Raw genomic sequence first — 17,598 nt, forward strand, 5'->3', positions numbered from 1 at the left:
CCGGCAGTTACTCCGGTACTTGTTCTTCCCTAACAACAGAGCTTTACGACCCGAAGGCCTTCATCGCTCACGCGGCGTTGCTCCATCAGACTTTCGTCCATTGTGGAAGATTCCCTACTGCTGCCTCCCGTAGGAGTCTGGGCCGTGTCTCAGTCCCAGTGTGGCCGATCACCCTCTCAGGTCGGCTACGCATCGTTGCCTTGGTGAGCCGTTACCTCACCAACTAGCTAATGCGCCGCGGGCCCATCTGTAAGTGATAGCCGAAACCATCTTTCAATAAAGAACCAGGAGGTTCTTTATATTATCCGGTATTAGCTCCGGTTTCCCGAAGTTATCCCAGTCTTACAGGCAGGTTGCCCACGTGTTACTCACCCGTCCGCCGCTAATCTTCAAAAAGCAAGCTTTTATCAGATTCGCTCGACTTGCATGTATTAGGCACGCCGCCAGCGTTCGTCCTGAGCCAGGATCAAACTCTCCGAAGAGTGTTTGAGCTTATGCTCATAATGTTTGCTGACTAATGTCAATTAATTGTTTGTTGTTAATCTTAAAGATTAACTTACACGCTGTTGTTTTGTTTAGTTTTCAAAGAGCTTGTGTCGCATTCACACGACTTAAATATAATATCACGCATAAACTCTTACGTCAATACTTTTTATTATTTTTTATAAGTCGTTCAGTTCGCTGTTTTAGCGACAAGTAATAATATATCACCTATAATGAATGAAGTCAACAAAAAAAATAAACTTCCTAACAAGGAAATTTATCAAGGTAATAGGAACAATCATAAACTACAAAATAAACATCTGTATAATGACTAATGCAGCTACTCCCGGAATCCCTAAAAAACCTGAAATGGCTGAAGTAGTAACATTAATTGGGACGTGAATACCAAAATAGTTACCAAATGCGTTTAAGAAGAATAAGAATAACGCTCCGATCATTAATTTAATTACACCTTGCCCAAGGAATCGTAACGGTTTAAACGGTGTTCCTACTATTAATATTACAATTATCAAAGCAATAATTATGCTTATAACAAGTAAAGGTTGCAAAATAATCCCCCTCCATACGCTTGTACTACTATAATTTTATGATTATAGAGGATTAGTTAGAACTAGCTGTAACATATAAAAATGAAAAAGTAGAAGCGCAAAAGTGCACTTCTACTTTTTCATTTTTCGATATCGCACTTCTTTTAATAGAAAGAGATACTTTGCTTCCGCTAGTTTGAGTTTACATACAACCTCTTCGGAAGGGTCGAGACTTTTTTCTACTAATGCTTTCTTTTTTGACCAAAGATCTTTATTTTCTTCCGTTAGCTTCATTATTTTCTCATCAAATTGGTTTTTTAAACGGTCCTTTTTCCGAAAGAACATACGTTTTATTACCCCATTTCAAAAATTAAGTTATATTTGACGTCTTCCTTCTAATGCTTTTGATAACGTCACTTCATCTGCATATTCTAAATCTCCACCTACTGGTAAACCATGTGCAATTCTCGTAATGACAATTCCAGTAGGTTTCAACAGTCTAGAAATGTACATAGCAGTAGCTTCCCCCTCAATATTAGGGTTAGTAGCTAATATAACTTCTTGCACTTCATCACCTTGAAGCCTTTGTATTAACTCCGATATTTTAATATCCTCAGGTCCAATGCCATCCATAGGAGAAATTGCACCATGTAGAACATGATACAAACCATTGTAGTCTTTCATTTTTTCCATCGCGATAACATCTTTTGTTTCTTGAATAACACATATAATCGAACGATCTCGTCGTTCATCGTCACAAATATAACACGGGTCTTTATCTGTAATATGCCCACAAACGGTGCAATAAGATAAATTTCGCTTAGCATTCACTAATGCTTTAGCAAAGTCTAAAACTGTGTCTTCTTTCATATTTAATATAAAAAAAGCCAGACGAGCAGCCGTTTTGGGCCCGATACCTGGCAGTTTCATAAAGCTATCAATAAGCTTTGATATAGGTTCAGGATAGTGCATTTCTTATCCTCCTAGAAAAGTCCTGGCATATTCATTCCTTTTGTAAATTGTCCCATTGTATCATTTGTTAAATCTTCCATTTTCTTCAGTGCGTCATTTGTTGCCGCAAGGACTAAGTCTTGTAACATCTCGATGTCATCTGGATCTACTACTTCAGCTTTAATATTTACATCAATTACTTCTTTTTGCCCGTTTACAATAACCGTTACCATACCGCCACCAGCAGTACCTTCAACTGTTTTAACAGCTAATTCTTCTTGAGCTTTTGCCATATCCTTTTGCATTTTTTGCATTTGTTTCATCATTTTTTGCATGTTACCCATTCCGCCACGCATCATGCTACATTCCTCCTAATAATAAGTTAGTCTTTAATTTCTAATAGTTCAGGACCGACAAGCTTTTTTGCTTCTTCAATTAACGGATCTTCATCCGCTTCTTTTTGCTTGTCTTCGCTAGACTTTTGTCCATTAATAAAATCTTCTCGAATTAATTGCCATTGCTCCATCGGTACAACTACCATCTCTAAGTTTCTCCCTGTTAATTCAGAAAGAATTTGTTGAATAAGTTGTTTTGCCTCTTCGTCTGATGCCATCTGACAATGAATTTCATATTTAAATTTTAACACAAAAGCATTCGTTGAGGCAGCTACTGGTTCACTATCATTTAATAGCGCTGCTATAGATACTTTATTATTGTGTTTTAATCCTTCTAATAGTTCAGCCCATTTACTTTTTACTAAATCTAGATCAGGGCGTGTCGCTTGTTTTAATATTTCATTAATCTTACCGGTTGCTGGCTTAAAGGAACTTTTTGATGTAGCTGTTCTTTGCGGTTTTGCCGATGGGCTGCTAGTTTGTACAGCTACCTGATTAGTAGAAAGTTGCTTTAGTTGTTGTTCCAATTGATTAATACGGTTAAGTAAAACATCGACTTGACTTTGATCTGCAGCTTCAGTTGTTCCACCTTTTAGCTGGCAAAGCTTCACAAGTGCTACTTCTAAATATATTCTAGGGTGGTTTGTCCATTTCATTTCCTGTTGACTACTATTTAGAATATCAATGGTTTCGTATATCGCTGGAGCAGGAATAGATTCTGCAAAATTCTTAAATTCGTCATCCGCTTTTACAATATCTAATATATTTTCTAAATTTGGAGCTGCCTTATAAAGTAACATATCACGATAATAGAAAATTAAATCTTCTAGAAAACGAGTTGGGTCTTTCCCTAGACTAAATAATTCATTTAATGCATCTAACGCTGCACTTACATCTTTATTTGTGATGGCCTGTACCAAATTCGTCAAAAAAGTTTGAGATACAGAACCGGTAATGGCAAGGGCATCTTGGACTGTTAATTCCCCATCACTAAAAGATATAGCTTGATCTAGTAAACTTAAAGCATCCCTCATACCACCTTCTGCCGCTCTCGCAATAGCAGATAAAGCTTTCGGTTCTGCAGAAATCCCTTGAGCGCGTATGACTTGTTCCATCCTTCCAACAATCGACTCCGAAGTGATCCTACGGAAATCAAATCGTTGACATCTAGATATAATAGTCAAAGGTATTTTATGAGGTTCTGTCGTTGCCAAAATAAAGATAACATGTTTTGGTGGCTCTTCTAATGTTTTTAATAACGCATTAAAAGCACCGATAGAAAGCATATGTACTTCATCAATAATATAAACTTTGTAACGAACTGAGCTAGGCGCATACTTAACCTTGTCTCGTATATCCCTAATTTCGTCCACTCCGTTATTAGATGCAGCATCAATTTCTAACACATCTGATATAGAGCCGTCTGTAATTCCTTTACATGCTGAACATTCGTTACACGGCTCCGCTACTGGTGCATGTTCACAGTTAACCGCTTTTGCTAATATTTTGGCCGCACTCGTTTTTCCTGTACCACGGGGGCCAGAAAAAAGGTATGCATGTGAAAATTTCTGTTGAAGCAGGGCGTTTTGTAACGTTTTTGTTATATGCTCCTGTCCAACTACATCTTGGAAGAGTTGTGGTCGGAAAACACGATATAATGCTTGATATGCCACTTTTAAGCCCCCCTCTCCATTTTTCCCTTTTCCTATTATAACTTATTATAGAAAGTAAACCAAAGGAGAATAATCATTTTTGGCCATAAAAAAACCCACTCTTTAGGAGTGAGTTGTTTTTATAAGTATAACTGCCGTGCACCTTCTGTCGATTAGCCACCATAGGCGTTACTTAAGCAGTTAGCTCGACCCAGGCAACCCTGCGGCACATGAGAGAGTCCGCTTAATGCTGCTTCCTTCCGGACCTGACATAGTTCACGGGTTCTCATTGCGCAGGACCCAGGTGTCAACACCACTTACTTAAGGCAGCCCTACAGCCTGCTAACCTCGAGAAGGGATTCGGCCTCGCTAGAGCGGATTGCGAGTACAGGGCACCGCTACCTCCCCGCTTAGCACGGCAAAAGTATAACATAATGTTATGTGCACTCTGTTGAGTACATGACTAAGTATAGCTTGTTCCGTCTAAAAAATCAACCAGTTTCATCTGTAAATTTTTAGGAGTCTATTCTTTACGCTTCGCAGCTTTTTTCTTTTCTCTCAGTTTTTGAAAGAAAGAAGTGAGCATTTGCCCGCACTCTTCCGCTAACACTCCACTAACTACATCTGATTGATGGTTAAAGCGCTCTTCTTGTAATAAATTCATTAAAGTTCCTGCACATCCAGCTTTAGGGTCGATTGCTCCATAGACAACTTTCTTTATACGAGATTGCACAATAGCTCCTGCGCACATTGGACATGGCTCTAATGTTACGTATAGGGTAGTATCCTCTAGTCGCCAGGAACCGACTTTTTCGCAAGCTTCCTCTATTGCTAAAACTTCAGCATGCGTGATAGAACGTTGGCTAGTTTCCCTTCTATTAAATCCTGTTCCAATTATCTCATTGTCTTTTACAATTATGGCACCAATCGGAACTTCATTTATTAACTCCGCTTTTTTTGCTTCTTCTATTGCTAGCTTCATAAAATATTCATCAGAAAATTGTTCGATCATTTGAAACCATTCCTTATATCTATATTTTCTTAATAAATTAGGTACAATAATGCTTATGGAGGTGTACATTTGAAAAAGACTGCCTTACTTATTATCGACATGATTAATGACTTTCAGTTTAACCATGGAAAAATACTTGCGGACAAAACAATCGGGATGCTTCCAAATATATTAGAATTGAAAAAACATATGAACAAACATAAGCTCCCTATCATATACGTTAACGACCATTACGATTTATGGCAAGCGGACTACACAAAGATTATAGATAAATGTACGAATGAAATTAGCAAAAATGTCATTCGCTCGATAACTCCAGATAAAGATGATTTTTTTCTCATTAAACCAAGACACTCTGCATTCTATGATACACCTTTACATACAATGCTACTTCACTTTAATGTTACAGATCTCATTTTAACAGGAATAGCCGGAAATATTTGTGTACTCTTCACGGCAAATGATGCTTATATGAGAGATTTTTCTTTAACTATTCCAAAGGACGCAATAGCGTCTAACAGTGATGAAGATAATGAATTTGCCTTTACGATGATGGAAAACGTCTTAAAGGCAAATGTGTCCTGTACAAAAGATATTTTAAATAAACTTTCATCATGATTTTACAATCCCCTTCATATATTGATAAAGGAGAAAATTTATGAAGGGGTGAGTTTTTTGCAAATTCACGTTGTACAACAAGGGCAAACACTGTTTGGTATCGCTCAAGCTTACGGTACTACTGTAGAAGATATTGTCGCATCCAATGCTTTACCTAATCCAAATAATTTAGTTGTAGGTCAGGCACTTGTTATTCCAATTGTTGGCCGTTTTTATTTTGTTCAACCTGGCGATAACTTATTTTCAATTGGCAGACGCTTTGGTATTTCTGCTACTAGGTTAGCGGAGATCAACCAGCTTGATACGAACCAGCCACTACGTGTTGGACTGAGACTATATATTCCACCTCAACCTAAAGTAGAGGCGGAATTTAATGCTTACATTGAACCACGAGGAAACGCAGTATCTGACCAGCTATTGCAAAGTGCAAGAAATACCGCACCGCTTTTAACATACTTAGCTCCATTTAGTTTTGAAATTTTAAGAGACGGTTCATTAAAGGAGCCTCCGTTAAATGGAATACCTGAAATTGCAGAGCAAAATAATGTAACACTTATGATGGTACTAACGAACTTAGAAGATGGACAGTTTAGCGATGAGTTAGGTCGAGTCATTTTGAATGATATGACTGTACAAAATAATTTATTAAATAACATTGTTATTACTGCAAGAAAGTATAACTTCCGTGATATTCATTTAGATTTAGAATATTTACGTCCAGAAGACAGAGAAGCATATAATACATTTCTACGAAAAGCGCGAGACCGTTTCCGTCAAGAAGGATGGCTTATCTCTACTGCACTAGCACCAAAAACGAGAGCAGATCAGCCAGGACGATGGTATGAAGCGCACGATTATAAAGCGCACGGAGAAATTGTAGATTTTGTTGTTATTATGACATATGAATGGGGCTACAGTGGAGGCCCACCAATGGCTGTATCTCCAATCGGACCGGTTAGAGAAGTGCTTGAGTATGCGATAACAGAATTGCCTAGCGAAAAAATAATGATGGGACAAAATTTATATGGCTATGATTGGACACTTCCATTCGAGCCTGGTGGAGAATATGCTAGAGCGTTAAGTCCGCAAGCAGCTATAAAATTAGCAAGCGATAACAATGTACCTATTCAATATGACGAAGAGGCACAAGCGCCTTTCTTTAATTACGTAGATAACGAAGGAGCAGAACATGAAGTATGGTTTGAAGATGCTAGGAGCATTCAAGCTAAATTCGATCTCGTTAAAGAATTAAACTTACGAGGGATAAGTTATTGGAAGCTAGGTTTATATTTCCCTCAAAACTGGTTACTCATTTACGACAACTTTGAAGTAAGAAAGCTACCTACAACAAATTAACATAGATTAGACCTTTTTATGAAATGGAGAATTTAACTTTCATTTTAATAGAACGGTCTTCTTTTTTTTGCATTTCTTGAGGTAGAAAATTTTCCCCACCTATCACAACATGTATGGTAGAATATTATTTATCTGTCCAAATATAGTAACTGTATATGGTTTCTATTAGTAAAGGGGTGCAATACATTGCAAGCAACACCATTTATTACAGTTGAAGGTCCAATTGGTGTAGGAAAAACTTCTTTAGCCAAAAAGATCGCTGCTGAATTTAACTATCATTTATTAAAAGAAATTGTAGATGAAAATCCATTTCTCGGGAAATTTTATAAAAACATTGATGAGTGGAGTTTTCAAACAGAAATGTTCTTCCTATGCAATAGATATAAGCAATTAGAAGACATCGAAACATTATATTTACAAAATGATAACCCTGTTGTAGCAGATTATCATATAATGAAAAACTTAATCTTCGCCAAGCGTACTTTAAGAGATAAACAATATGATAAGTATTTAAATATATACGATATTTTAACGCAGGACATGCCTGTGCCAAATGTAGTAGTATATTTAAACGCTAGCTTAGATACGCTATTAGAACGAATTCAAATGCGTGGAAGAGAAATAGAGAAAAGTATTGATCCACTTTATTTACAACAACTTAGCATTGATTATGATACAGCAATGGGTGAGTTTGAGAAGAAATATCCTAATATTCCCGTGCTTCGTTTCAGTGGCGATGACATTGACTTCGTCCAACGAGAAGAAGATTTACAACTTATTATTCAAAAATTACAAGACACGTTGCATAAAGGAGTAGTCATTACATGAATTTAAGAGAAAAATACGGTATACCATCAAATGCTGTTATTACCATTGCTGGTACAGTTGGTGTTGGAAAATCAACCATGACAAAAGCATTAGCACAAGCCCTTGATTTCCGTACATCATTTGAAAAGGTGGACACAAATCCATATTTAGATAAATTTTATGCTGATTTTCAACGTTGGAGCTTTCACTTACAAATTTACTTTTTAGCTGAACGATATAAAGAGCAAAAAAAAATATTTGAGTACGGTGGAGGATTCATACAAGATCGTTCCATTTATGAAGATACAGGTATTTTTGCCAAAATGCATTATGAAAAAGGTACAATGACACCAGTTGATTATGAAACATATACTAGCCTTTTTGAAGCAATGGTGATGACACCTTACTTCCCACATCCTGACTTACTAATTTATTTAGAAGGAAGCTTAGAGGATATTTTAGCTCGTATTGAGCAAAGAGGTCGTCCGATGGAGCAGCAAACTCCTATTGCGTATTGGCAAGAAATGCATGGTCGCTACGAGAATTGGATCAATAACTTCAATGCATGTCCTGTATTACGATTAAATATCAACGAGTATGATGTGGTACAAAATGAAACTTCCATTGAACCTATTATTGAAAAGGTTTCAAACCATATTAGACAAACACAATTACTTGTGAAAAAATAAGAAAAGTAAAAAAAGCCCCAACCATTTTGCTTTGTTAGCAGGATGATTGGGGCTTTTCTTAGCCTTATTCGGTAAACTACTCGTATGGCTTAAACTTTTAATTTTAAATTGATAATTATTATATATCCTGAAATTTCACCTATATATCTGGAGGAGCCTGAACTAATCCTTATTCCTAACAACACTTATAAAAAATAAGCCGCCAATTGCTTGGCGGCTTTTCATTCCAACAAAAAATCCGTTACTTCTCCAGGTAACGGATATGTTCTCCAATTTATGCGCTATAATAATAGGATAGTTCCTATTAATAATCAATGGAGGAGGAAGAGGGATTCGAACCCCCGCGGGCTTTGACACCCCTGTCGGTTTTCAAGACCGATCCCTTCAGCCAGACTTGGGTATTCCTCCGTATCGACAAGTAGTAATATATCATATATACAAATAACATGTCAACCATTCTAAGAAAAAAAGTAGAGAATTTTTTTCTCTACTTTTTTCTGTAGCTTATTTTGTAATAAATTCTTTATTTCCCATGTAAGGACGCAACACTTCTGGAATTAAAATCGTTCCATCTTCTTGCTGATAGTTTTCAATAATTGCCGCTACTGTTCTACCGATAGCAAGTCCAGAACCATTTAATGTGTGCACATGTTCAGGTTTTGCCTTTGGATCACGACGGAAGCGAATGTTCGCACGCCTTGCTTGGAATGCTTCAAAGTTACTGCAAGAAGAAATTTCTCGGTACGTCCCGTAGCTTGGAATCCATACTTCAATATCATACTTTTTAGCAGCTGTGAACCCTAAATCTGCTGTACACATACTCAGTACTCGGTATGGTAGGCCAAGTAACTGTAATACTTTTTCAGCGTGTCCAGTTAATTTCTCTAGCTCTGCATAAGAATCTTCTGGCTTAACAAATTTTACCAGTTCCACTTTATTAAACTGGTGTTGTCGAATTAGTCCACGTGTATCACGCCCCGCAGAACCTGCTTCAGAGCGGAAACAAGCGCTAAATGCCGCATAGTTGATTGGTAGCATTTCATCTGTAAGAATTTCGTCACGGTGAATATTTGTTACTGGTACCTCTGCAGTTGGTGCTAAAAAATAATCTTCCTTTTCAATTAAGAATGCATCTTCTTCAAATTTAGGTAATTGTCCAGTCCCAGTCATACTTGCTCTATTGATTAAGTACGGAGGTAACACTTCAGTATAGCCATGCTCATCCACATGTAAATCTAACATGAAGTTAAATAGAGCTCTTTCTAAACGAGCGCCTAAGCCACGGTAAAATACAAAACGACTTCCTGTTACTTTTCCTGCACGTTCGAAATCCAATATTCCTAATTCATCAGCAACTTCCCAATGTGGTTTTGGTTCGAATTCAAAGTTTCGAACTTCTCCCCATATTCTTGCTTCTACGTTATCATCTTCTGTTGTACCAACAGGAACGCTCTCATGAGGAATGTTAGGAATAGATAAAAGTAATGATTCTAACTTCTCTTCTACACCTCGTAGCTCTTCGTCAAGCTCTTTAATTTGATCCCCTACTTCACGCATTTCAGTTATTAATTGGTCAGCATCTTGCTTTTCTCTTTTCAATAAAGCTACTTGTTGAGACACATCGTTTCGCTTGCTTTTTAACTGTTCTGTTTGCATTAATAGTTCTCTTCTTCTTACATCTAATGCTTCAAAATGATTTAAATCCGTCAAGTCTTCTCCACGATGTTGAAGCTTTTCTTTTACCTCTTCAAAGTTAGCGCGTAATAACTTTAAATCTAACATGATTTTTTGCCTCCTATATGTTAAAAAAATATAAAAAACTCCCGTCCCCATAATAGGGACGAGAGTATATTCCCGTGTTGCCACCCATGTTGAAGAAACCTTTTAGCCAAAAAAAGACTACATTTCTCCCACTTTCCATAGATAACGGCATTCTATACCGAAGTAACTTACTAAGCATACATACTATGCTATTAGGCTACTTTACTCAAGGATGGATTCACAAGGTTTATACACCAGTTTGCACCTACCACTGGCTCTCTAAAGTATAAAAGACTTGTTACTATTTCCTGTCATTGTTTTATAAATATATCATTTTATACTGTCTATTGTTGCTTTTGTAATAATTTACTATAAGTTTAGCTTAGTTGCAATAGTTTTATGCAATTGTTTTTAATTTAGACTCTTCTACCATTTTTACAAAGTACTCTGTTATACGGTGATCATCCGTTAATTCTGGATGGAACGAGCAACCTAAAAACTGACCTTGTCTAGCCGCTACAATACGTCCATTATGTTTGCATAATACTTCTACTTCTTCGCCAACTTCTACGATATGTGGCGCTCTTATAAACACACCAATAAAGTCTTCCCCAACACCAGCAATGCTTAGCTCTGCTTCAAAACTGTCTACTTGACGCCCAAAAGAGTTACGCTCTACAACTACATCCATAACGCCAATATGTGGTTCCCCGTAGCCAACAATTTGTTTAGCTATTAAAATTAAGCCTGCACAAGTACCGAACATTGGCTTACCTTCTGCTGCAAATTGTTTAAGCGAGTCCATGAATGAATATTTATCAATTAAGCGACGCATCGTTGTACTTTCGCCACCAGGGATAATTAAGCCATCCATCTCTAGTAATTGTTCTACTTTCTTAATAACATGAGCCTCTGCACCTGCTGCCTCAATAGAACGAACATGTTCTCTTACAGCTCCTTGAAGCCCTAAAACACCTATTTTCAACATATTGGATAACTCCTTTTTACCAGCCGCGTTCTTGCATACGATTTTCAGGTAATAAAGAAGAGATCTCGATACCTTTCATCGCTGAACCTAATCCTTTTGAAAGACTAGCAATTAACTCATAATCTTGGTAGTGCGTTGTTGCTTCTACAATTGCACGTGCAAATTTAGCCGGGTTGTCTGATTTGAAGATACCAGAACCTACGAATACTCCGTCTGCTCCAAGTTGCATCATTAACGCTGCATCAGCTGGAGTAGCAATACCACCTGCAGCAAAGTTTACAACTGGTAATTTACCTAAACGTTTGATTTCAAGTAATATTTCAAAAGGTGCGCCTAATAATTTTGCTTCTGTCATTATCTCATCTTCACTCATATGAACAAGCTTGCGAACTTGCGCATTTACTTTACGCATATGGCGAACAGCCTCTACGATATTACCAGTTCCCGGTTCACCCTTCGTACGAAGCATAGATGCACCTTCACCAATTCGGCGTGATGCTTCTCCTAGATCACGGCAACCACATACAAATGGTACTGTAAATGAACGCTTATCTAAGTGATACTCTTCATCTGCAGGAGTTAATACTTCACTCTCATCAAGGTAATCTACACCCATTGATTCTAAAACACGTGCTTCTACAATATGGCCAATACGTGCTTTTGCCATTACTGGAATAGTAACCGCCTTCATAACATCCTCAATAATTGTAGGATCAGCCATACGAGCTACTCCACCTGCTGCACGAATATCTGCAGGTACACGCTCTAATGCCATTACAGCAACAGCTCCAGCTTCCTCCGCAATTCTTGCTTGTTCTGCATTGACAACGTCCATAATTACGCCGCCTTTTTGCATTTCTGCCATACCGCGTTTAACGCGATCTGTTCCAGTGTTTGTCATAATAAAATCCCCCTCTATGTAGTAGGCTAAATGATGTTAATTTAAAGTATAATGGAGCTTGTCCATATTGTTTACATACCTGACCTATATTTTACATGAATTCGAATAAAAATCCTAATAAAAAATTATTCGTTTCATTTCTATACAAAAAGCCCTCTATCCGATGTGGAATAGAGGGGCTTTCATATTTTATTAGAACCAACCTTTTACTGTGCTAGCAACAGAAGACCAAATGTCTCCGAAAAATCCGCCGATTCCTCTTGTCGCTAAAACAAACCAATTAGCTTTTTCAATATCTACTGTTGTTACCAAATCTACTGTTACAGATTGATCAAACAAATAATTTAAATCATTACCAGTGTAGTTAACCGTCATATAACCAATCTTCGTTCCTTTTTCAATTGGTGCTGTTAACTCACCTTTATCATTTAATAGCTCTTCATCGAGTACATAGACCGCTTCAAACATATCTTCTTCCGCACGCTTCACTAACATTTTTAATGCTTCGCTTGTTTCCACTGATACTTCTTTTTCTTTCCCTTTCGTTACAGAAACAACTTCTTGCTCTTCTAGTTGGAATCCTGCTGGGAATAATTCAGTAACAGAGTAATTTGTGAAACCATAATTAAACATTTTTTCTGTTTCTCTAAAACGTGAAAATTCTGTTGAATTACCGTCAGCATTTTTAGCATTCATCACTACGGAAATCAAACGTAAATCATCTCGCTTAGCTGTGCCTGTAAAAGAGTAACCTGCAGCAGAAGTAAAACCTGTTTTAATACCGTCTGCTCCTGGATAGATAAACTGTGAATGGGATACCATTCGATTCCAGTTAGGCATATCAATCTCATCAGTTGTTCCTTCACGGAATTTTTTAAAAGGAATACTCGCTGTATCTAATAATTCTGGAAAATCTTTAACTAAGAAATAAGCTAGTTTTGCTAGAGCCTCTGCAGACATTCTACTTTCTGCATCAGCTGCAGTACCTTCAGGGTGCATCCCACCAAGACTGCTGTTGTTTAATCCTGTAGTATTAACAAACTCAAATTCTCCTAAGCCTAGTTCTGCACCTTTGTCATTCATCATACGCACAAAATTACTTTCAGATCCACCAACCATTTCTGCTAGCGCAATAGTTGCTCCGTTAGCAGAGTAAATCGCCATCGCTTCATATAACTCTTTCACTGAATAGGTGCCATCTGCTCGTAAAGGTACATTCGATAGACCTCTATTTTGTGATACACGGTAAACATACTCACTTACGTTGTACTGGTCATCCCATTTAAGTCTTCCTTCATTGATTGCCTCAAGGATTAAGTACTCTGACATCATCTTTGTCATACTTGCGATTGGTAATAAAACATCCGCATTTTTTTGATATATAACTTGTCCTGTATTGTAATCTACTAAAATAGCAGCACTTGCATTTACATTAAGAAAATCATTCTCTTGCGCTTTTACTGGATTTATAGTGAATACTGTACTTATTAACACAATGGATAAAATACTAATTAATAACTTTTTAAAATTCTTTTTCACTTGTATGACCTCCATACTTTTTTTCACATAGTCGTTATTTTAACATACATTGTACAAAAAAAATAGACAGAGAAAGTTGGGTACTTTCTCCATCTATGTTAAGCCTATTGAACCATAGGTTGTTAAGATATGGAATAGTTAGGTGATTCTTTTGTAATTTGCACATCATGGGGATGACTTTCTCTTAATCCAGCCCCGGTCATTTTGACAAATTGAGCATTTTCTCTTAATTCCTCTAAGTTCTTTGATCCACAATAACCCATACCAGAACGCAAGCCGCCTACCATTTGATAAATAGTTTCGCCTACAGGACCTTTATATGGTACACGTCCTTCAATTCCTTCTGGAACAAACTTTTTATTGTCCTCTTGGAAATATCGATCTTTGCTTCCTTTTTCCATTGCACCAACGGAGCCCATACCACGGTATACTTTAAAGCGACGGCCTTGGTATATTTCTGTTTCTCCAGGACTTTCCGATGTACCAGCTAACATACTTCCTAACATAACAACGTGTCCACCAGCTGCTAGCGCCTTTACAATATCACCAGAATACTTAATACCACCATCAGCAATAATAGAAACACCATGTTTTCTTGCTTCTGTTGCGCAGTCATAAACGGCAGTAATTTGTGGTACACCGACACCAGCAACGACCCGCGTCGTACAAATAGAGCCCGGTCCAATACCAACTTTAACTATATTTGCTCCGGCTTCAACTAACTCTCTAGTAGCTTCAGCCGTTGCCACATTACCTGCAATAATATTTAAACCTGGGAATGCTTCTCTTATTTTTCTTACCGTATCGATAACACCTTGGGAATGCCCATGTGCTGTATCTACTACTATTACATCTACCCCAGCTTCTACTAATTTCTCCACGCGAATCATCGTATCAGCAGTAACACCGACAGCTGCACCTACTACTAATCTACCTTGGGAATCTTTTGCTGAATTTGGGAATTCGATAACTTTTTCAATATCCTTAATGGTAATTAAACCTTTTAAAACGCCTGTTTCATCTACTAAAGGCAACTTTTCAATTTTATACTTTTGAAGGATTTTTTCTGCTTCAGCTAATGTCGTACCAACAGGAGCTGTCACTAAGTTTTCTTTTGTCATGACATCTGAAATCGGGATAGAATAATCCGAAATAAAACGCAAATCTCGGTTAGTCAAAATACCTACTAGAATTTTTTCTTCGAGATTGTTTACGATTGGAACACCAGAAATTCTATATTTACCCATTAAGTGTTCTGCATCAAATACTTGATGGTCGGGAGTTAAAAAGAAAGGATTTGTAATAACGCCACTTTCAGAACGCTTTACCTTGTCTACTTGCTCAGCTTGCTGTTCAATAGACATATTTTTATGAATAATACCTAATCCACCTTGTCTAGCCATTGCAATAGCCATTGCAGCTTCGGTAACAGTATCCATACCAGCGCTAATGATTGGTACATTTAACTGTAATGTATCGGTTAAACGGACAGTTAAATCTACGTCTTTCGGAAGAACTTCTGATTTTGCTGGTACTAAAAGAACATCATCAAACGTTAAACCTTCTTTTGCAAACTTGCTTTCCCACATGACAAAAAATCCCCCTTTAATAATGAAACCTGAAAATATTATTAGTAGCGTAACAACTGGGTAAAATACTGTCAAGAAGGTAAGGATAAGTTGGATTATTCAGAAAAATACATTTAGGCTTTAAAGGGGAGTTATGATGAAAAACCTGCTTGATTCGTTTCATATATTTCAATCTGCAGATGTTGCACAACCATTTTTACATAAATGTTATAAAAAGCAAGGGATTGCAAACTTAGAACTAAGTTATGCAAATGTTTATCGATTTATCTACTTCCTTGAGCACGGTATAACCTATTATGAGCAAGCTAAGAAATCACCTCTTTCCATAAAACCTGTACTATTGTTTTACGGAATGGTACAGCTTATAAAAGCATGTTTATTGACAGTCGATCCACACTATCCAGAGAATACTTCTGTATTAGCCCATGGAGTTTCTACGCGTAAAAGGAAAAAGCAAAGCTATACGTTTTTACATGATGAAGTAAAAACGCAAAAGAATGGACTTTTTTCACTCTTTTCCGACAAAATGTTTCATGTGAAACATATAGAGGGGACAAAATTCTCAATGGAAGAATTACTACTCTTTATTCCGGAGCTACGTGAAATGTTTGTTACTCTTCAGAAGAAAAACAATATGATGGAAATTGGGGAGTATCCAAATGGACCTTGGTCTTTTCGTGATTCTATTCTAGATGATTATCATATGACGAAAGATAGATTTATTTCCTTTGTAGAAGCGAACACAAAATTGAAACACGAGAAGGGTGATTCGGAAAACCATCTTGTATTTAGCGGGGACGTTCATTTGAACAATAGTTTCCCTATACAAGTTAGCTTGTTAGACAAAATCGTTCTCTTTCCTAGAGACAAGGAAACGTTCAAGCATAGCTTGAACGAGCTAATGGTTCATTACTTAATCTTGTACAACTTAAGTATGGTCTCTCGATATGAAACGGAGTGGTGGGGAGAACTGATGCACACTTTTCATAGTAGTGATCGTTCTTATATTATCGAATTTCTTTCTGTTACAGAGAATAAAGTGCCTTATTTACTATTCACTTTTTTACATGAGTTATTTAGAAGTGGATAGAGGCTTCTATCCACTTCTTTCTAGAATCCTCTTGTTTTTATAAGTCATACTTTACTTTATTCCATTTTTCATGCCACTTCTTCATTTTTAAACGATTATTGTATATATGTATTTGTTCTTTGTTCGTTTGAAAAAATGAGGTAGGCTTAACTATCATGTTTATCAAGTCATTTATACCACATGGTGTTGTTAGTACTAAGTTATGTTCCTTATCTAATTTGACTCCTATCGCAGTAGCTGTCTCTGGAAATTTTGATATTGCATCAACAGAAGAAGAATATGGAGGTATATTATTTTTCAGATGCATTCTCGCTTCATTTTTTACGGACCAAGGTATTTTGGGATGAATAGAATGTAGGTGCATTTCAATCTGTTTATCTACTTCTTCATCTATGTTAGACTCATCAAAATAAATAACATCTATATCCTCTATTGGGGTACGTTCAGGAAAATCATGCAAGGTATCCCAAACTTTTGAACGAACAAACCCAGCACATATCCACCAGTCAGGTAAATTTAGGCGGTAAGTAGTTTTTAATATACTCATCATCCATTCGTCTAGACTAATTAATTTTTTAATATCATCTTCATTTGAGATCATTAGCTCTTCACCTTCTTCATTCTGTAATATTAGACTACTTGAGTCCGTTTCACAATGTACGAATACTATACGAAAAACGAATTATTTAACTAATATATTATTAATAAACGGTGTCATAAACTAACATAGTAAAAGTCCATAAAGAAAATAATTCGTTTTTCAATAAACGAATCGTATTTATAAAGTTGATTCACTTATATTTCGTTTAATAATTTTTGTTAATTCTCTGCTTTTCTTTTAGCACTTTTGTTTGATTAAATAATACTTGTTACTTTTCAGGCTCTTTTTGCTACACTATAAATGATTTATGATACACTTCTGGCGCTTTATGCTACACCACCATTTTATACGTTACACATCGCAACTTTAATGCTACACCTTCAAGATTTTATGATACACCTTTCTAACCTTTTGTTACCCCTTGATGAATTTATGCTACACCTAAAGTTTCTTCATTTAAACAAAACAATTATCCATTATAATTTCCTAATCAAGAACAAAAAAAGCCCAGCGCCTAAACGCTGAACTTTTCTTATCTCTTTGCCTGGCAACGTCCTACTCTCACAGGGGGACAGCCCCCAACTACCATCGGCGCTGAAGAGCTTAACTTCCGTGTTC

At 36.8% G+C, this 17,598-nt stretch carries 17 protein-coding genes, 1 tRNA gene, 1 other RNA gene and 2 other annotated features; of the genes, 5 read left to right on the forward strand and 14 right to left on the reverse strand.

Going from position 1 to position 17,598, the window contains the following annotated elements:
- Positions 1-445, reverse strand: a sequence feature (16S ribosomal RNA rRNA prediction is too short).
- A gap of 343 nt (positions 446-788) precedes the next feature.
- From CDZ89_RS00370 to tadA, 7 genes are all read right to left on the reverse strand, one after another.
- Complete coding sequence (locus tag CDZ89_RS00370) at positions 789-1,052, reverse strand: pro-sigmaK processing inhibitor BofA family protein (RefSeq protein WP_096156121.1); 264 nt, start codon at positions 1,050-1,052, stop codon at positions 789-791.
- Positions 1,053-1,163: 111 nt separating this feature from the next.
- Complete coding sequence (locus tag CDZ89_RS00375; RefSeq protein ID WP_096156123.1) at positions 1,164-1,376, reverse strand: YaaL family protein; 213 nt, start codon at positions 1,374-1,376, stop codon at positions 1,164-1,166.
- Positions 1,377-1,406: 30 nt separating this feature from the next.
- The gene (gene recR, locus CDZ89_RS00380) at positions 1,407-2,003 is read right to left on the reverse strand and encodes a recombination mediator RecR (protein WP_096156124.1); all 597 of its coding nucleotides are present in this window, start codon (positions 2,001-2,003) and stop codon (positions 1,407-1,409) included.
- An 11-nt stretch (positions 2,004-2,014) separates the two neighbouring features.
- Positions 2,015-2,338: a YbaB/EbfC family nucleoid-associated protein gene (locus CDZ89_RS00385; RefSeq protein ID WP_096157026.1), complete on the reverse strand. Its 324-nt coding sequence runs from the start codon at positions 2,336-2,338 to the stop codon at positions 2,015-2,017.
- A 26-nt stretch (positions 2,339-2,364) separates the two neighbouring features.
- Complete coding sequence (dnaX, locus tag CDZ89_RS00390; RefSeq protein ID WP_096156126.1) at positions 2,365-4,050, reverse strand: DNA polymerase III subunit gamma/tau; 1,686 nt, start codon at positions 4,048-4,050, stop codon at positions 2,365-2,367.
- A gap of 134 nt (positions 4,051-4,184) precedes the next feature.
- Positions 4,185-4,448: signal recognition particle sRNA large type (ffs, locus tag CDZ89_RS00395), an RNA gene on the reverse strand.
- 104 nt (positions 4,449-4,552) lie between these two features.
- On the reverse strand, positions 4,553-5,038 hold the full coding sequence (gene tadA, locus CDZ89_RS00400; RefSeq protein WP_096157027.1) for a tRNA adenosine(34) deaminase TadA: 486 nt from the start codon (positions 5,036-5,038) through the stop codon (positions 4,553-4,555).
- A gap of 72 nt (positions 5,039-5,110) precedes the next feature.
- Between tadA and CDZ89_RS00405 the strand changes: the two genes are divergently transcribed.
- The 4 genes from CDZ89_RS00405 (at position 5,111) to CDZ89_RS00420 (ending at position 8,511) form a co-directional block, all read left to right on the forward strand.
- Positions 5,111-5,659 carry a cysteine hydrolase family protein gene (locus CDZ89_RS00405; RefSeq protein WP_100332961.1) on the forward strand — a complete coding sequence of 183 codons (549 nt, stop codon included), beginning with the start codon at positions 5,111-5,113 and terminating at the stop codon, positions 5,657-5,659.
- A gap of 57 nt (positions 5,660-5,716) precedes the next feature.
- Positions 5,717-7,015 carry a glycoside hydrolase family 18 protein gene (locus tag CDZ89_RS00410; protein WP_100332962.1) on the forward strand — a complete coding sequence of 433 codons (1,299 nt, stop codon included), beginning with the start codon at positions 5,717-5,719 and terminating at the stop codon, positions 7,013-7,015.
- Between the two features lie 186 nt (positions 7,016-7,201).
- Positions 7,202-7,843, forward strand: coding sequence for a deoxynucleoside kinase (locus tag CDZ89_RS00415; protein ID WP_100332963.1), 642 nt, complete (start codon positions 7,202-7,204; stop codon positions 7,841-7,843).
- Positions 7,840-8,511 (forward strand): deoxynucleoside kinase, encoded by a 672-nt coding sequence (locus CDZ89_RS00420; RefSeq protein WP_100332964.1) that lies wholly within the window; start codon positions 7,840-7,842, stop codon positions 8,509-8,511. The genes CDZ89_RS00415 and CDZ89_RS00420 overlap by 4 nt, the downstream gene beginning before the upstream one ends.
- Before the next feature lie 315 nt (positions 8,512-8,826).
- Here the strand turns inward: CDZ89_RS00420 and CDZ89_RS00425 are convergent.
- The 6 genes from CDZ89_RS00425 to guaB form a co-directional block, all read right to left on the reverse strand.
- Positions 8,827-8,919: transfer RNA gene (locus tag CDZ89_RS00425), tRNA-Ser, on the reverse strand.
- Between the two features lie 96 nt (positions 8,920-9,015).
- The gene (gene serS, locus CDZ89_RS00430; protein ID WP_096156136.1) at positions 9,016-10,293 is read right to left on the reverse strand and encodes a serine--tRNA ligase; all 1,278 of its coding nucleotides are present in this window, start codon (positions 10,291-10,293) and stop codon (positions 9,016-9,018) included.
- A gap of 51 nt (positions 10,294-10,344) precedes the next feature.
- Positions 10,345-10,596: a binding site (T-box leader), on the reverse strand.
- 73 nt (positions 10,597-10,669) lie between these two features.
- Positions 10,670-11,260: a pyridoxal 5'-phosphate synthase glutaminase subunit PdxT gene (gene pdxT / locus CDZ89_RS00435; RefSeq protein WP_096156138.1), complete on the reverse strand. Its 591-nt coding sequence runs from the start codon at positions 11,258-11,260 to the stop codon at positions 10,670-10,672.
- A gap of 16 nt (positions 11,261-11,276) precedes the next feature.
- Positions 11,277-12,161: a pyridoxal 5'-phosphate synthase lyase subunit PdxS gene (pdxS, locus tag CDZ89_RS00440; RefSeq protein ID WP_096156140.1), complete on the reverse strand. Its 885-nt coding sequence runs from the start codon at positions 12,159-12,161 to the stop codon at positions 11,277-11,279.
- 192 nt (positions 12,162-12,353) lie between these two features.
- Positions 12,354-13,700: a D-alanyl-D-alanine carboxypeptidase family protein gene (locus CDZ89_RS00445; RefSeq protein WP_096156142.1), complete on the reverse strand. Its 1,347-nt coding sequence runs from the start codon at positions 13,698-13,700 to the stop codon at positions 12,354-12,356.
- A 122-nt stretch (positions 13,701-13,822) separates the two neighbouring features.
- Positions 13,823-15,289, reverse strand: coding sequence for an IMP dehydrogenase (gene guaB / locus CDZ89_RS00450; protein ID WP_096156144.1), 1,467 nt, complete (start codon positions 15,287-15,289; stop codon positions 13,823-13,825).
- Positions 15,290-15,422: 133 nt separating this feature from the next.
- Here guaB and CDZ89_RS00455 point away from each other — a divergent pair, with 133 nt between their 5' ends.
- Positions 15,423-16,379 (forward strand): YaaC family protein, encoded by a 957-nt coding sequence (locus tag CDZ89_RS00455; RefSeq protein ID WP_096156146.1) that lies wholly within the window; start codon positions 15,423-15,425, stop codon positions 16,377-16,379.
- A 37-nt stretch (positions 16,380-16,416) separates the two neighbouring features.
- Here the strand turns inward: CDZ89_RS00455 and CDZ89_RS00460 are convergent, their stop codons facing one another.
- Positions 16,417-16,980 (reverse strand): nucleotidyltransferase family protein, encoded by a 564-nt coding sequence (locus tag CDZ89_RS00460; RefSeq protein ID WP_096156148.1) that lies wholly within the window; start codon positions 16,978-16,980, stop codon positions 16,417-16,419.
- Between the last annotated feature and the right edge of the window lie 618 nt (positions 16,981-17,598).

Source organism: Bacillus alkalisoli, assembly GCF_002797415.1.
Classification (GTDB): domain Bacteria; phylum Bacillota; class Bacilli; order Bacillales; family Bacillaceae_I; genus Bacillus_CD; species Bacillus_CD alkalisoli.

Bases quoted from the DNA above. Each gene is read 5' to 3' on its own strand.
- serS (WP_096156136.1), bottom strand. From the start codon at position 10,293: ATGTTAGATTTAAAGTTATTACGCGCTAACTTTGAAGAGGTAAAAGAA.
- CDZ89_RS00455 (WP_096156146.1), top strand. From the start codon at position 15,423: ATGATGAAAAACCTGCTTGATTCGTTTCATATATTTCAATCTGCAGAT.
- recR (WP_096156124.1), bottom strand. From the start codon at position 2,003: ATGCACTATCCTGAACCTATATCAAAGCTTATTGATAGCTTTATGAAA.
- CDZ89_RS00385 (WP_096157026.1), bottom strand. From the start codon at position 2,338: ATGCGTGGCGGAATGGGTAACATGCAAAAAATGATGAAACAAATGCAA.
- CDZ89_RS00460 (WP_096156148.1), bottom strand. From the start codon at position 16,980: ATGATCTCAAATGAAGATGATATTAAAAAATTAATTAGTCTAGACGAA.
- CDZ89_RS00375 (WP_096156123.1), bottom strand. From the start codon at position 1,376: ATGTTCTTTCGGAAAAAGGACCGTTTAAAAAACCAATTTGATGAGAAA.
- guaB (WP_096156144.1), bottom strand. From the start codon at position 15,289: ATGTGGGAAAGCAAGTTTGCAAAAGAAGGTTTAACGTTTGATGATGTT.
- pdxS (WP_096156140.1), bottom strand. From the start codon at position 12,161: ATGACAAACACTGGAACAGATCGCGTTAAACGCGGTATGGCAGAAATG.
- pdxT (WP_096156138.1), bottom strand. From the start codon at position 11,260: ATGTTGAAAATAGGTGTTTTAGGGCTTCAAGGAGCTGTAAGAGAACAT.
- CDZ89_RS00420 (WP_100332964.1), top strand. From the start codon at position 7,840: ATGAATTTAAGAGAAAAATACGGTATACCATCAAATGCTGTTATTACC.